This is a genomic window from Bradyrhizobium sp. CIR48, from assembly GCF_014198315.1.
Classification (GTDB): Bacteria; Pseudomonadota; Alphaproteobacteria; order Rhizobiales; family Xanthobacteraceae; genus Bradyrhizobium.
In genome coordinates, this window is record NZ_JACIHG010000008.1 from 203940 (window position 1) to 218560 (window position 14621).

General features: G+C 63.9%; 16 protein-coding genes and 1 tRNA gene. 2 read left to right on the plus strand and 15 right to left on the minus strand.

What is annotated here, in order from left to right; genetic code table 11:
- Window positions 1–162: 162 nt before the first annotated feature.
- The 4 genes from GGD66_RS24775 to GGD66_RS41630 all read right to left on the minus strand — a co-directional run bounded on the left by GGD66_RS24775 (window position 163) and on the right by GGD66_RS41630 (window position 4316).
- Complete coding sequence (locus GGD66_RS24775) at window positions 163–522, minus strand: hypothetical protein (protein ID WP_246785938.1); 360 nt, start codon at window positions 520–522, stop codon at window positions 163–165.
- Window positions 523–1016: 494 nt separating this feature from the next.
- On the minus strand, window positions 1017–3566 hold the full coding sequence (locus GGD66_RS24780; RefSeq protein WP_183259257.1) for an autotransporter outer membrane beta-barrel domain-containing protein: 2550 nt from the start codon (window positions 3564–3566) through the stop codon (window positions 1017–1019).
- Window positions 3567–3810: 244 nt separating this feature from the next.
- Window positions 3811–4176 carry a MarR family winged helix-turn-helix transcriptional regulator gene (locus GGD66_RS24785; protein WP_246788968.1) on the minus strand — a complete coding sequence of 122 codons (366 nt, stop codon included), beginning with the start codon at window positions 4174–4176 and terminating at the stop codon, window positions 3811–3813.
- Complete coding sequence (locus tag GGD66_RS41630) at window positions 4173–4316, minus strand: hypothetical protein (RefSeq protein WP_246788969.1); 144 nt, start codon at window positions 4314–4316, stop codon at window positions 4173–4175. The genes GGD66_RS24785 and GGD66_RS41630 overlap by 4 nt, the downstream gene beginning before the upstream one ends.
- 184 nt (window positions 4317–4500) lie before the next feature.
- Between GGD66_RS41630 and GGD66_RS24790 the strand changes: the two genes are divergently transcribed.
- Complete coding sequence (locus GGD66_RS24790) at window positions 4501–5487, plus strand: AraC family transcriptional regulator (RefSeq protein ID WP_183259258.1); 987 nt, start codon at window positions 4501–4503, stop codon at window positions 5485–5487.
- A 125-nt stretch (window positions 5488–5612) separates the two neighbouring features.
- Here GGD66_RS24790 and GGD66_RS24795 read toward each other — a convergent pair whose 3' ends face one another.
- From GGD66_RS24795 to GGD66_RS24840, 10 genes are all read right to left on the minus strand, one after another.
- Window positions 5613–6545 carry a hypothetical protein gene (locus GGD66_RS24795; protein ID WP_143109033.1) on the minus strand — a complete coding sequence of 311 codons (933 nt, stop codon included), beginning with the start codon at window positions 6543–6545 and terminating at the stop codon, window positions 5613–5615.
- Between the two features lie 363 nt (window positions 6546–6908).
- Window positions 6909–6984, minus strand: a tRNA-Phe gene (locus GGD66_RS24800).
- A gap of 175 nt (window positions 6985–7159) precedes the next feature.
- Window positions 7160–7342 (minus strand): DNA gyrase inhibitor YacG, encoded by a 183-nt coding sequence (gene yacG / locus GGD66_RS24805; RefSeq protein WP_026202520.1) that lies wholly within the window; start codon window positions 7340–7342, stop codon window positions 7160–7162.
- 145 nt (window positions 7343–7487) lie between these two features.
- On the minus strand, window positions 7488–8117 hold the full coding sequence (locus GGD66_RS24810; protein WP_018321268.1) for a Maf-like protein: 630 nt from the start codon (window positions 8115–8117) through the stop codon (window positions 7488–7490).
- 154 nt (window positions 8118–8271) lie between these two features.
- Window positions 8272–8739, minus strand: a complete 468-nt coding sequence (locus GGD66_RS24815; RefSeq protein WP_018321267.1) for a low molecular weight phosphatase family protein — start codon at window positions 8737–8739, stop codon at window positions 8272–8274.
- 5 nt (window positions 8740–8744) lie between these two features.
- A complete protein-coding gene (locus tag GGD66_RS24820) occupies window positions 8745–9242 on the minus strand; it encodes a UPF0262 family protein (protein WP_018321266.1) in 498 nt (165 codons plus the stop codon).
- A complete protein-coding gene (gene hisD, locus GGD66_RS24825; protein WP_183259259.1) occupies window positions 9239–10534 on the minus strand; it encodes a histidinol dehydrogenase in 1296 nt (431 codons plus the stop codon). The genes GGD66_RS24820 and hisD overlap by 4 nt, the downstream gene beginning before the upstream one ends.
- A gap of 145 nt (window positions 10535–10679) precedes the next feature.
- On the minus strand, window positions 10680–11129 hold the full coding sequence (locus GGD66_RS24830) for a DUF2948 family protein (protein ID WP_104463564.1): 450 nt from the start codon (window positions 11127–11129) through the stop codon (window positions 10680–10682).
- Window positions 11130–11211: 82 nt separating this feature from the next.
- Entirely contained in the window at window positions 11212–11871 is a 660-nt protein-coding gene (locus GGD66_RS24835; RefSeq protein ID WP_183259260.1) for an epimerase, read from the minus strand.
- 26 nt (window positions 11872–11897) lie between these two features.
- Complete coding sequence (locus GGD66_RS24840; protein WP_183259261.1) at window positions 11898–12836, minus strand: SDR family oxidoreductase; 939 nt, start codon at window positions 12834–12836, stop codon at window positions 11898–11900.
- An 84-nt stretch (window positions 12837–12920) separates the two neighbouring features.
- On the opposite strand from GGD66_RS24840, the gene GGD66_RS24845 reads away from it, so the two are divergent.
- Window positions 12921–13562: a TetR/AcrR family transcriptional regulator gene (locus GGD66_RS24845; protein WP_183259262.1), complete on the plus strand. Its 642-nt coding sequence runs from the start codon at window positions 12921–12923 to the stop codon at window positions 13560–13562.
- A gap of 216 nt (window positions 13563–13778) precedes the next feature.
- Here the strand turns inward: GGD66_RS24845 and GGD66_RS24850 are convergent, their stop codons facing one another.
- On the minus strand, window positions 13779–14603 hold the full coding sequence (locus GGD66_RS24850) for an alpha/beta fold hydrolase (RefSeq protein ID WP_092254063.1): 825 nt from the start codon (window positions 14601–14603) through the stop codon (window positions 13779–13781).
- Window positions 14604–14621 lie beyond the last annotated feature (18 nt).

Consider the following 14621-nt stretch of genomic DNA (forward strand, 5'->3'; position numbering starts at 1 on the left):
AAGATCACGCGTCTGTCCCCTCCCTCACTCGTCCAGGGTCGCGATCTCTGCCGGAAATCGCACCGCAAGGCGGCGCCAGTCGCCGCTATCGGTCGGCCAGGGCTCCAGTTCCTCGGTCTCAACTCTCGGTCAGGCGAGCAGGAACGGCATGTTCAGATAGGTCTACATGGCGCAGCCGGCGAAGTAGGCGAGTTGCAGTTCCGTCCACGGCGTTTGCAACTCATGGCCGGCAAAGCTCGCCCGCGGTTCAAGCAGCTCTTCGAGCACCGTTCCGTCGTCAGCTTCCAGAGCCACCCGGCTTGGCTCAAAGCGCGAGCGCCGATTGTCAGCGCCGAACGGAGCGTGTGACGCCCACTCCCTCTTCAGACCCGCGGTGACCTTGGTCCGCTCGAGGGTGACAGCCTGTCCCTTCAAGGACCACAGGACGCCGCCCTGCACGAGATCCGCCGACACCTGCTCGAACTGCCGCCACCGATCGAGGCCTCCATGAGCTTCGATGGCAATATCTTTGAGTTGCTTCATTATTGGGCTCCTGCGGAAGCCGCGCGCGATCGCGCGGCCTTTGTGGCGGGAGCCTAGGCGGTCGGCCAAGCCTGCCGAACGACTTAGATGCCTTGATTCCAGACACCGCCGCGAGCCGCGGTTTTCCAAATGCCTCTTCCACGCGTCGCTGCTTTGAAGGCGCCGGTACGATGCCGTTTCGAGCTGGTCGACGGTCAACAGATAGTGTCGATCGCGGAGGCCGGCGTGGAAGGGCGTGCGGAAGCGTGGTCCTGAACGCTGGATTTGACGTACATAGACTTAGCGAGCCCTAGGAAGAGAAATACGCGAGCGCGCTTCGCGCCGATCATCTGGCGAGGCGCAATCGTACAAGATCGTGCTCCAGCGTGGAAAAGCGTAGATTTGGTGCGCCACTCAGAATAAAATTACGAACTCCTATGCCGTTGAAATTGCTATATAATGCCAACAGTCAGGCCTTTGGCTATCCGCCGATGTCCGCAAGTTGCCCTCGCCGCTCACCATGCGTACCGCACCACGCCCTTGCCGGCATAGGAGTGGGTAACGGTGGAGAACTCACCTTCGAAGGTGCCACCCAGCGAAAAGCCATTCAGCCATTTGAGTTCGGCGGACGCCGTGGTGAGCGTGCTGTCATGCGCCGGCGCGGCGCCATTGACCACGAACGATGCACCCGGCAGGGTCTGGAATGTCGCGGCGACGCCGCGCTCGGTATTGAAGTCATGTGCCCAGGCGGCGCGACCGCGCAGGGTCAGGATTGCATCCTGCATCGCGAAGGATTTGTCGGCGCGAAGGCCCAGTTCGGTGCGGGTTGCAGTCACATCCTTCGCAGCATAGCCCAGCGCAAATGTGCCGGCCCCGGTTGACGCTCGTTCGGCATAGGTCGGCAGATCGAACCGTGTCACTTGTGCCGCAGCATAGGGGGTCAGCCCCATCCAGGGAGCCACAAAATGCCAGCCGCCCTCGAGACGGCCCGAGAGCGCGTTAGCGTTGAACTTCGCGCGCAGTTGATCGGTGCCGATGGCTCGATCAGTCGAGACGTCCTGCCAGCCATAGGCAAGCGCGCCGGAGAGATAGGCATTGCCGGCATTGTGTCGCACGAACGCACCGGCCTGAAACAGATCCGATGACCCCCGACCGAGGCCATTGGCAATGCTGAATGAAGTTCCGCCGCCAGCGAGCGCGAAGCCGACGAGCGTCTCGGGGGAGAGTCGGTAATCCGCGCCGACTGCGGTGCCGTAAATGCGATTGGTCGCGGTATTCGATCCGGTACTCACGCTGCCGTTCGTGGTCTGCGATCCGCCGTAGCCTGCGGCCCAGACACTCCAGCGGTTGACGGGCTGAGCCGACAAATATGGGTTGCCCGCCCCCGCCTTGACCGCCGCTGCATAAGCGTCTGCATTCGACCTCGGGCGTGTCGGATTCGGGGCTGGCTCCTCCGCAAACGAATTTGCGCCGGCGTGCGACGCGATGGCGGGACGGCGACCCTCGATGAACGGGTCACTCAACACGCCCATGAACTGGTTCATTGCATTGAATGTGCTCTGTTGCGCACCGGTCGCCACCTCGCCGGAGACCCGCGTCAAGCCGGCCGGATCCAGCGCACCGAACATCATCGGAATGCCGCCGCTCGTGTTGAAGAACGTGGTCAGCGCATTGGCGACGTTGCGCTGGTTGACGTTGAGGCCGGATGACGGCGAACTGAAGTTCAGCGCCAGATCGAGATAGACGTTGCTGGTATCGTAACTCAGGCTGGATCGAAAGCCAGACGGCAGATTGGTGTTGGCGAGCGCGCCGAACGTACCGCTAACACCACCCGCTGCGTTAAGGATCGTATACCGCTTGGCGACATAGGTCCCCGAGGCGAACGACGCATTCACCGTGGCGCTGCCCAGCGTCGCCGTTCCCGTGACGTTGGTCCGGTCCGCCGAAGCAGGCGACACCTCGACCATGTAGCTTGATGCAGCGGCGAAGGTAAGACTGCCCGCAACCTTCAGCGTTCCGATCGAGTTGCCTGGCGCCAGCGCGCCGCCGCCGTTGATAACCGTGTTTCCCACGGTGCCGGTGCCGCCGAGTGTGCCGCCGGCATTGACCGTCGTCAGCAACGACGATGCGATCGAGCCGTTCACCGACAATGTGCCGGCACTTACTGTCGTTGTGCCGGTATAGGTGTTGACACCGCCGAGGATGAGCGTACCGAGGCCCTGCTTGATAAGGCCGACCTGTCCGGCATCGTCTACGATGCGGCCCGCGAAATTACCCTCGCTTCCGACGGTCACATAGGAGGTCGTGTCGCCCGCGGTATTGGTGATGACGCCCCCGCCGAACAGAGAGAGGGCGCTGGCGCCGGCACTGTTGCCGTTAAGGTCGTAGGTGGCGCCCGGATCGACCTCCAACCCGCCGCGGCTGCTGGAGAGACCGAATTCGCTGGAGCGCGCCAAACGCACCGTGCCTGCCCGAACGTTAGTCGTGGACTTTTCGCCGACGAACGCCGCCGAGTCGATTTCGATCGTACCGCCGAAGCCATTGACGCCGAGGTACAGTATAGACCCTTTCCCCGCTCCGAAGGAGCCGCCATTGGCGATCTTCAGGCGCAAGGTCTCGCCGTTACTGACCATGAACCGGCTGATTATCCTATCATCCTGGCTCATGCCGCTGATGGTCAGGCTGCCCCCGGCCTTGAAGCCGACGTCTCCTCCGGAGAGAATAAGCTTGCCGCGGCCCAGCGCACCTTGCGCGCCGAACAGGAGGAACCCACCGGCTAGCCGAGTGTCACCAACGTAGTCGCTTACGCCGGACAGCACTAGGGTCCCAGACCCGGTCTTGTTGATGCCGTTAGCGCCAATCACGTCGCCGGATTGAAATGCGGGGTTCCCGGGGGCGACGTTGAGTGTGACGTCGCCCCCATCCAGGTCGATCGGAATACCGCGGACCTCGCCGCTCGCATAATCGATCGTCTGGGCGCGCGCTGCGGGGCTGGAGCTCAGCGCGGCGGTAACGAGTGAGCTCGTGGCCAAGAGAAATCGCACGAAGGTCTTTGGTCTGAGCACGGCTGTCCTCGCAATTTGCAAATCGCAGGCACAGGCATGCTCATCCGGTCGCGCGAAAGCGCGCTCGGGTTCACAGCGAACCTTGCGGTGGATCTGGGACCTCTCAATGAGGTCTGGTGTTGTCCTATACCGAAGACAGGACGCGACCAGCAGCCTGGATCAATTGCAATTTTTTGGTCGACTCACGTTCTGGACGCAAAGACGCAATGGCGATGACCGGCGCCACGATCAGACGGCAAGCGGTCTAGTCGCACGTTGCTTCGTCGTGGTCGATCGCCTCGGTCGGGCAGAAGACGAATCCATGCTGGCGCGCGATGTCGACCCGTGCCTGCAGAAAGGTGCGGCCGATCTCGGCGAGGCGCTCCGTAGGCACCAGCAGCAACCGCCGCCGATCCTTTGCGTCGGGAATACGCCGCAACGTCCCCGCTGCCTCCATGTCGTCGATATGGCGGCTTACGGTCGCCTCGGTGGCGAACAGCTGGAAATGGGTCGCCAGTTCTTTCAGCGTGATGGGATGGTTCTCGAGCCAACGAACAGCGACCATGCTGAAGATCATGTCGGCTTCGAAAACGCTGCGCCAAGGGTGTTTCAGCACGCCTTCCCGGATCATGCGCCGGCGAGCTCGGTGCGCCAGGCTAACCAGGCAACATCGAGGGCGAGTGCTGCCCGCTGCTCCCGCGTTAACGCGGTGTCGGGGTCCTGCACCAGAGCCGTATCCTCGTCCTGACCAACACGCTTCGGAGACTTCACGACGCCGCCGTCGGTTGTAAGATTCGGTTCAGGCCGATCCGCAGAGCCCTCGATCATATCGTCTTATTACCGGCCAACGGGACGCCATTTCTTGGCTGGGAGGGACCGCCCCCTTTGCCGAGAGCGACAATAATGGTTTCGGCCTCCTCTCGGCTCTGCGATATTGGCCTCGCAAACGACAATCATGGCTTTCATGACCACACCCGATGACATTGGCCCGTTGCGCCTCTCCACCGCTGACATACCTGAGCGCGACCGGTTCGCGATCTGGCGCGAGGTCTATGGGCGCTTGATCCACCAAGTCGAGATTGAGCCACTGGACGGCGAACCTTTTTGCGCCGACCTCACGCTGAGGCTGTTACCTGGCCTCGGTGTCGCTTCCGGCCCCTGCTCGGCTGCCAATTATCGCTCGACGCCGCAACTAATCGCACAGAGCACGGACAGTATTGGCCTGCCTATTCTGTTGAGTGGCTTCGGAGTGATCCAGCAGTGCGGCCGCGAGACCAAGATCGGTCCCGGCGAAACTGTTGTCAGCACGACGGTCGACCCAGGCGTGTGGGCACTGCCGGAAGGAGGCTCATTCACCGTCATTCGCATTGCCCGTGACCTGATCGCGCCGCTGGTGCCCGATTTGGACGCAGCCGTCGGCCGCCCCATTCCGCATGATACGGATGCCCTCCGATTGCTGATCAATTATCTGAGCCTGTTTCGGGACCACGCCACCATCACCGACCTCGCGGTCCAGCGCGTCGTCACAACGCACATCGTCGATCTTGCAGCACTCGTGATCGGGGCTCGCCGTGATGCCGCGGAGGTCGCCGGGCATCGCGGCATGCGAGCGGCGCGATTGCGGGCGATCAAGGCCGACGTCATGGAGAACATCGGACAGCTCGACTTTTCGGTCACTGCGGTAGCAGCACGCCACCACGTCACGCCGCGTCACATCCACAGGCTGTTCGAAAGCGAAGGAGCCAGTTTCACCGAATTCGTCAACGGCCAGAAGCTTGCACGCGCGTATCGCATGCTGGTCGATTGGCGCTATCGCGCGAACCGCATCAGCGACATTGCCTACGATGCCGGATTCACGGACCTTTCGGCCTTCAATCGCATGTTCCGCCGACGCTATGCCACCACGCCGTCTGATGTCCGAAACCGGTCGCGCAAACCGTGAGACGGACCGGCTACAGCATGATCCGAAAAAGTGTGAAGCGGTTTTCCGAAAAGATCATGCTCAAAACAATAACCTAAAGCGCGATGACGATTCATCCCAATCTCATCGCGCTTTGGAGCATCAGCTCAGTTTCGTACAAATCGCCACGTGATTGCCGCTGCAACAGGCGCGACCACCGATCCGGAATTATGAGAGACGCTGCCTGCCTTTTCGATGCGCCCAGCACCTTGCCATGAGCGGGCCTGCGGATCGATCTTCTGATCCAGTATCTCCAAGTCGCCACCACCTTCGCGGAACGGTACCGAAGTCTCGTTGGTAAAGGCCTGGCCTTCGAGGCGGACAGGCACAGGTATCGCACCTGCCCCCACTCTCAGACTCAATAGGCCGCTCTGGCGGTCGACAGTGACATCGGCGCGGCAGAGTCTTTCGATCACCACGGCGGTCTCGACGGGCAGGGTAAGCTTGCCGCTGCGCCTGAAGCGATAGGGTGCAGCAGGTGCGGGAGGCGCAATGTTGACGCCGTCGCCCTCGTCTTCCACCGTGATTGTGCCAGTGGCGCAGACGCCGCGACGGTCGGGTATCCAGTTCTCGTAGCGTGTATCGTCCTGCTTCAGCTCGCCAAGCGCGCCGGGATTTCCTTTCAACCGTTGGCCGATCACCGTCATTGCCCGCGCGCGACAAGACTCATCCTCCCCGCACGCTGCGATAACTTTCCCGATCGCTTGCATACCGACGGGTATTTGTACGTCATCCCTCGTTATGCCGCCGACCTTGACCGCGGGTACCGTGCTCGCCCCTGGGACCAGCATGGCGAGTTCCACCTCGAGCTTGCGGCCGACCTTGAGGCGCGACCATTCAACCTTGTTCGGCAAGTCGCGGCGGCCTGCCCCCTTGAGCTCCACGGAAATCGAGAGGCGCCCCGTTGGGGCATTGGCAAACGGGTCTCGCATCTTCTCCTGCGAAAATGCTGATCCGACCGAGATGCCAATCGAAATGGCGAGTGCAATAGCGGTGGCAGAACATCGACAGACGCTCCGCTGCAATAGTTTCTTCGACATCTCGTTGCGTCCCGCCCACGCGCATTCGGGCTTGTCTCGAAAAATTTCCTCGGATCTTTTCGAGCTATCTCGTTCCGCAGGCCAGACAAATCGGTTGCAAAAATGAGGTCAATCTCCAGGTAGCTTCGGAACCTTTCGATGAGACCGAACACGATGGCCTTATGAGATTCGCAACCTTCCCCGTAATTGCCGCTTGGGAGGAAGGATCGGCGGGGCGCCCGATTCTGAAGGGCTTTTCAGAGGACGTCGACGTCCAGCGGATGGCAGGAACGGCGGACTGACGTTCAAGAGGCTATAGGCGCTCAAGCCAGGTATTCGGACCTAGCGTCGCGATTCGCGCTTCTCGCTCTGAATAAGAACAATTGGTGCCCAGGGGCGGAATCGAACCACCGACACTGCGATTTTCAGTCGCATGCTCTACCAACTGAGCTACCTGGGCGTGCTCCAAGAGAGGGGCCAAAGCCCATCGAGCGGGCGGTTTATAGTGGGCCGGAAGCGGCCTGTCCACCCGGCTTCGCCAAGAGGCTTCGCCGGGCGCGGCCCGGCTGTGCACAAGCTGCCGCCGCTGGCGCGCGGCGCGTCGACCGGCCGCATAAGCCCATGAAATTATTTACTTATTCCACGTCATCCACGTCGTCGTCGCGGCCGGGGATGACGTAGGAGCCTTTCAGCCAGCGGTTCAGGTCGACGTCGCGGCATCGCGAGGAGCAGAACGGACGGGTGGCCTCGGACTGCGGCTTGCCGCAGATCGGGCAGGTTTTGAGCGGGCTGGCGGGCTTTTTGACGTGGTCGTCCATGATGTCGGCGGCTTGCACGGGGTGAAGGGGTTCAAGAGCCTGTCGGCACACGGGTTCCTCGTACCGGCGGCGCATGCGCCCCGTCAGGCCATTCTACTGTGCATGGGGTTGTTTTCGCGATTTTGTTGGGCCGCGGCTGGTCGGCTCACACCGCGGTGGCGTTGAGCCAGCCGAAGCGGATCGGAAAGCCCTCGCCGCCGAGCAGCGTGGTGGTCTCGTAGAGCGGCAGGCCGACGACGTTGCTGTAGGACCCCACCATCTTCACCACGAAGGAGCCGGCGATGCCCTGCACGGCGTAGCCGCCGGCTTTGCCGCGCCATTCGCCGGAGCCGATATAGGCCTGGATGTCGTCTTCCGAGAGGCGCTTGAAGCGGACGCGGGTCTCGACCAACCGCTGGCGGAACGCCTCGCGCGGCGTCACCAGGGTGATCGCGGTGTAGACGCGGTGGTTGCGGCCCGACAGCAGCCGCAGGCACTGCGCCGCCTCGTCCACGAGATTCGCCTTGGGCAGGATGCGGCGGCCAACCGCCACCACCGTGTCGGCGGAGAGGATGAAGGCGCCGCGCAGCTCGTCATCCAGCTGCACCGATTTGAGCGCTGCGTCCGCCTTGGCCCTTGCGAGGCGATTGGCACAGGCGCGCGGCAGCTCGCCCCGCTTCGGCGTCTCGTCGACGTCGGCCGGCCGGAGCGCGTCCGGCTCGATGCCGGCCTGGTTGAGCAGCGACAGGCGCCGCGGCGAACCGGAGGCAAGTACGAATTTGGGGCGGCCAAGCATCAGGTGATTTGGGGGATGAGCAGGGGGTGAATTGCGCGCGGAACCTATCGGAAGGGGGCTGATTTCACAACCCGGGAACCCGAGCTTTGGTGATTCGAGGCTTCCGACAGCATGTGCCCACGGTGTGTGCCGGCGGTGTTACGGGTGCCGAATGCTACCCGCTCGCCGCGCCCACCTTGGCAAAACGCCGGCGGATGCGCATCAACAGCTGGTCGCAGACGTCGCGATAGGCTGCCAGCTTCTGGTCGCGGCTGCCCTCGATGGTGGTGGGATCCTGCGTCGGCCAATATTCGACGTCGGCCGCCAGCGTCCGCGTCAGCTCCAGCGCCTTGTGGTGCGCCTCGGGCGAGAGCGTGATGATGAGATCGAAATTCAGCCCCTCCCAATCCTCCAGCTCCTCGAAGGTCTGCGGCTTGTGGGCGGAGATGTCCTGGCCGAGCTCGGCCATCACGGACACCGCGAACGGATCGAGCTCGCCGCGCCTCGCGCCGGCCGATTTCACGTAGAGGCCCTGCGGAAACATGTGCTGCAACAGGCTCTCGGCCATCGGCGAGCGCACGCTGTTCATCGCGCAGGCGAACAGCACCGATTGCGGATCGCGTGCGCGTGGCGGACCCGCCATCGCGCTTAGCCCTTCCAGTGCAGGACAGTAATGAGCGTGAACAGCCGGCGCGAGGTCTCGAAGTCGACCCGCACCTTGCCCTTCAGCCGCTCCTGCAGCGTACGCGATCCCTCGTCATGGATGCCGCGCCGACCCATGTCGATGGCCTCGATCTTGTCGGGGGTCGCGGTGCGGATCGCCTGGTAGTAGCTGTCGCAGATCATGAAATAGTCCTTCACGATCCGCCGGAACGGCGTCAGCGACAACAGATGCGCGACGACAGGCGTGCCGTCGTCGCGGCGGATGTCGAACATCAGCCGGTTGCCGGTGATGCCGATATGCAGCGTGAACGGGCCCTTCCCGTCGGCGCCATCGGGCGCGAACAGGTTCTGCTCGATCAGGTCGTAGATCGCGATCGCGCGCTCATGCTCGATATCAGGCCCGGAACGGCCGATCGATTCTTCGTCGAGCGTGACGCCGACGATGCGATTGGTCGAGTCGTCCTGTTCGGGCAGCACTGTCATGACAGATTGAGACGCAATCCAATCGAACGCGAATGGGCGTCCAGCCCCTCCGCTTGTCCGAGCGTCATCGCGGCAGGTCCGAGCGCGCGCAGCTGATCCGGGCCGCACTTCAGGATCGAGGTGCGCTTCGTGAAGTCGTGCACCGACAGCCCTGAGGAGAATCGCGCCGAGCGCGCCGTCGGCAGCACATGATTGGAGCCGCCGACATAGTCGCCGATCGCCTCCGGCGTGTGGGGCCCGAGGAACACCGCGCCGGCATTGCGGATCTTCGCAGCGAGCGCATCGGGATCAGCCGTCATGATCTCGAGATGCTCGGCGGCAATCGCATCCGCGAGCGGAATACTGTCGCTTAAGTTCTTCACCATGATGATGGCGCCGAAATCGGCCCAGGACGCGCCGGCAATCGCGGCGCGCGGTAGCGTCTTCAACTGCGCCTCGACCGCCCTTTCGACGTCGGCGGCAAGGCGCGCCGAATCGGTGATCAGGATCGACTGCGCGCTGGCATCGTGCTCGGCCTGCGCCAGGAGATCGGCGGCGATCCAGTCGGCATTGCCGGTGTCGTCGGCGATCACCAGCACCTCGGAGGGGCCGGCGATCATGTCGATGCCGACCTTGCCGAACACCAGCCGCTTGGCGGCGGCGACATAGGCATTGCCGGGGCCGACGATCTTTGCGACCGGCGCGATCGTCGCGGTGCCGTGCGCCAGCGCCGCCACGGCCTGCGCGCCGCCGACGCGGTAGATCTCGGTGACGCCGCCGAGCGAGGCCGCCGCCAGCACCAGCGGATTGAGCTTGCCGTCCGGCGACGGCACCACCATCACCAGGCGCGAGACGCCGGCGACTTTTGCAGGCACCGCGTTCATCAGCACCGAGGACGGATAGGCCGCGGTGCCGCCGGGCACGTAGAGGCCGGCCGATTCGATCGCGGTATAGCGCCAGCCGAGCTCGACGCCGAGCGGGTCGGTGAAGCGCTCGTCCTTCGGCAACTGCCGGCGGTGATAGATTTCGATGCGGTCACGCGCGAGCTTGAGCGCATCCAGCGTCGCAGGCTCACAGGCCTTGTTCGCGGCCTCGACTTCGGCGGCCGAGACGCGCAAGGAGGCCGCATCCAGCGTCAAGCGGTCGAACTTTGCGGTGGCCTCGAGCAGCGCGGCATCGCCCCGCTTTGCCACGTCGTCGACGATGGCGCGCGCGGCGGCTTCGACGTCGGCCGAGACCTCGCGTTTGGCGGCGAGGAAGGCCGCGAATCGCTGGTCAAAATCGGCGCTGCTGCGGTCGAGGCGAACGGGCATATCTGGCTTGGCTTCTGGCTGGTCTTTGGGGCGGATTGGCGCACCAGGTCCCCTGCTCAATGGCGCGGCGGGGAAGCGGCGTCAACCCTCGCAAGCCGCCGTTCTGGCGCAGGCGTGAGCCGGTGCGGCTGGTATACAGGTCACCTCATCCCTCCCCTTCGATCTCCAACCCCGTTCCCAGCGTATCGGCGCCGAGGTCGGTCAGCTCACATTCCAGGCATTCGACGTCGAGCCGGATGGCGCCGCCCTCGGCGAACAAGAGCAGGGCGCTGCCGCCGGGCTCCTCGTCACGCCCGTCCCGGGGATGAAATTCGATGCCGACGAGGTCCAGGACCTTGTCGGGAGCCGCGAGCTCGATGTTGCGCGACTTGCAGGCGAGCACGCGGTCGAAGCGGAGCGCGGCGACCAGCCGGCGCGGCTCGGCCTCGCCCTCCAGCGTCTGCTCCCAGTCCAGCCGGCTCATCCCGACCACAAGCCGCTTCTCGCTCTGCCGCCAGATGATGTCAGAGGCCTGGACACGGGCGTCCTGGACATGGGTCGAGATCACGGCGAGATCGTCGGCGTCGAGGGCGATCAGTTTGAGCTGGGGCGACATCGCCGACGCTTCTCCTTCGAAATGGACAGGGTTTAACGCGCACAGGCCCCGAAATTTCCGCTCAAACTAACGGGCAGGCAGGCTAGAGGCTATTGATATCCTCCATCTCGAGAACCTTCCGCGGATACCCCTCCCGGGCGACGCGGATCATGGCGCGGCCGATCTGCTCGGTCGAGGTGACGAGCCGCGGCGAGAGCCGGCGCAGCACCGACCAGAGCGGCCAGGTTGCGGTATAGACCGCCTGCACCCAGGCGGTCTTGGAACGGGCGCCGTGCAGCGGCTGGATCGCGCCGGGCCGGAACATGTAGGCGGCCCGGAACGGCAGCTTCAAGAGATCGTTCTCGGTCTTGCCCTTGATCCGTGCCCACATCCGCGAACCCTGCTCGGTGGAATCGGTGCCGGCGCCGGTGACGTAGGTGAAGACCATCTGCGGATTGAGGCGCGCCAGCGTCGTCGCAGCCGCAAGCGTGAGGTCATAGGTGAGATGGCGGTAGCGATCTTCGCTCATGCCGATCGAGGACACGCCGAGGCAGAAAAAGCAGGCATCAAAGCCGGTGAGCTGGGGCTCGATCGTCGAATAGTCCAGAAAATTGTCGTGGATGATCTCGGTGAGCTTGGCGTTGCGCACGCCGGTTGGGCTGCGGCCGACCACGAGCACGCGGGCGATGCCGGTGTCGACCAGGCATTCGCGCAGAACGCCCTGCCCGACCATGCCGGTCGCACCGAAGATGATGACTTGCATCGGGATGTCCCTGGCGGGCTCGCGGCTCATGCCGCGGCCGCGATCTCGTCGAAGGATACACCGGTCAACGTCGCCGAGACATCCCACAGCATGGCAGCGGTGGCGAAATCCTTCGCGTATGGCATCATCCGCGCTGGCGCTGGCGCCCCCTTCATTTCGTAGAATCCGTTCGGGCCGTAATAGCTGCCAGGCTCTGCCGCGGGCGAAGTCGCGGCGAGCAGCGTCGGCAGCGCACCCTCGGCGGCGGACTGGCTGAACAGCGGCTGGAGCAGCCGGCCGATCCGCCACTGGAACGTGTTGGCGCCCGGCCCGTTCGCAATCAGGTCGGTGCGCGCAAAGCCGGGATGCGCGGCAATGCTGCTCACGCCCCAGCCGGCCGCGTCGCTGCGACGTTGCAATTCGAGGGAAAATATCAGCATCGCCAGCTTGGACTGGCAATAGGCGCGCCACGGACGATAGGAATGCTTGCTCTGCAGATCGTCGAAATTGATCGTGCCGGAGCGGTGCGCAAGGCTCGAGAGATTGACGACACGAGGCGCCTTCGCGCGGCGAAGCTGCGGCAACAGTTGCGCCGTCAACGCGTAGTGACCGAGATAATTGGTGCCGAGCTGCATCTCGAAACCATCCTCGGTCTGCTGCCGCTTCGGCAGCGCCATCACGCCGGCATTGTTGACGAGGAGGTCGAGCTGCTCGTTGCCGGCGGCAAAGCGCCTGGCGAAATCGGCGACGGAGGCGAGGCTGGCGAGATCGAGAGGCTCAAAGGCGATCAACGCATTGGGAAACCGCTCGCAGATGCCTTCGATCGCCCGCAGGCCCTTTGCGTCGTTGCGTCCGGTGAGTATGACAATGGCACCGGCGCCTGCCAGCGCTATCGCCGTCTCGTAACCGAGGCCACCCGTCGCCCCCGTCACGACGGCCGTCTTGCCGGCGAGAGAGGGGATGTCTGCCGTGGTCCAGTCGGTCATGCCATGTCTCCGTTCGGGGCTGGAACGAGGCCCGCGACCGGTCTAAATGTGCACTTAGTGCAATTTTGCAAGAGGTGAACCGATTTGAAGGCTTCGAAGGTGGTCCGGAAACGCGTCAAGTCATTGTCCGGGGGCGGAAAATCCCCGGCCGCGCCCGGCCTGCGCCAGCGCAAGCGGCAACAGACCCGCGAGCGGTTGACCCGCGCGGCGATGGCGCTGTTCCTGGAGCGCGGTTTCGAGGCCACGACCATCGACGATATCGCGGCAGCGGCGGACGTGTCGCGCCGGAGCTTCTTCCACTATTTCGCGTCCAAGGAGGACGTGGTGGCGGCCTGGCAGGAGAATGCCGCCAGCGCTCTGGTCGCCGAGGTCGTCGCGCGGCCCGCGGACGAATCCATGCTGACGGCGGCGGAGAATGCGATCGCGGCGGCGGTCAAGCGGCTCGATCCGGCGGAAGCGGCGGCGATGTCGCGGCTCAAGCGCGACAATCCCGCGCTGCAGGCGCGCGATCAGCTCAAATACGAGAAGCTCGAGCGCGCGCTGGCCGAGGGCCTTGCCCAGCGCGGGCGAACCAAATCCGACCGGCTGCAGGCCCGGCTCGTCGCCATGATCGCCACCGGCGCGATGCGCGTCGGCGGCGAGAGCTGGATCGGCGAAGGCGCGCGGGAGAAGCCGGAGGCTTTCGTCAAGCGCACCTTCGATGCGATCAGGGCGATCCTGAAGTGAGTGATGCGTTCACCCTCCAGTATCGTAGCGTGGGCAAAGCGACTTGTCCGCCGTAGCTCGTAGAGCGAAGGCGGAAGCGTGCCCACGTTTTCTTCGTAATCGATGGCAGGTGGTGGGCACGGCGCAATTGCGCCTTTGCCCACCCTACGTTTTCGGACTTGCGAAGAGAGACCCCTCACCCGTCTCCGCAAGGAGAGGGGGTAGGAGTCATCCTGCTCACTCCCTGAAAAACGCCAGCAGGTCCGCGTTGATGGTTTCGGCGTGCGTGGTCGGCATGCCGTGCGGGAAACCCTTGTAGGTTTTCAGCGTGCCCTTCTTGAGCAGCTTGGCCGACAGCGGCGCAGAATCGGCATAGGGCACGATCTGGTCATCGTCGCCGTGCATCACCAGCACGGGCACGTTGATCTTCTTCAGGTCCTCGGTGAAGTCGGTCTGCGAGAACGCGACGATGCCGTCGTAGTGGGCCTTGGCGCCGCCCATCATGCCCTGGCGCCACCAGTTCTGGATCACCGCTTCCGAGGGTTTTGCGCCGGGACGGTTGTAGCCGTAGAACGGGCCGGCGGGGAGGTCGCGATAGAATTGCGTGCGGCTGGCCGCGAGCTGCTTCTGGAGATCGTCGAACACGCTCTTGGGCAGGCCACCGGGATTGGCCGCGGTCTGCACCATTAGAGGCGGCACCGCGGACAGGATCGCCGCCTTCGCCACCCGGCTCTCGCCATGGCGCGCGATGTAGTGCACGACTTCGCCGCCGCCGGTGGAATGGCCGACATGGATGGCGTTCTTGAGGTCGAGATGCGCGGTGACGGCCGCGAGATCGTCGGCATAGTGATCCATGTCGTGACCGTCGGAAACCTGCGACGAGCGGCCATGGCCGCGGCGGTCATGGGCGATGACGCGATAGCCGTTATTGACAAAGAAAATCATCTGCGCGTCCCAGTCGTCCGCCGACAACGGCCAACCATGGCTGAACACGATCGGCTGGCCACTTCCCCAATCCTTGTAGAAGATCTCGACGCCGTCTTTGGTGGTGATGGTGGGCATGGATTGCTCTCTTTCGGT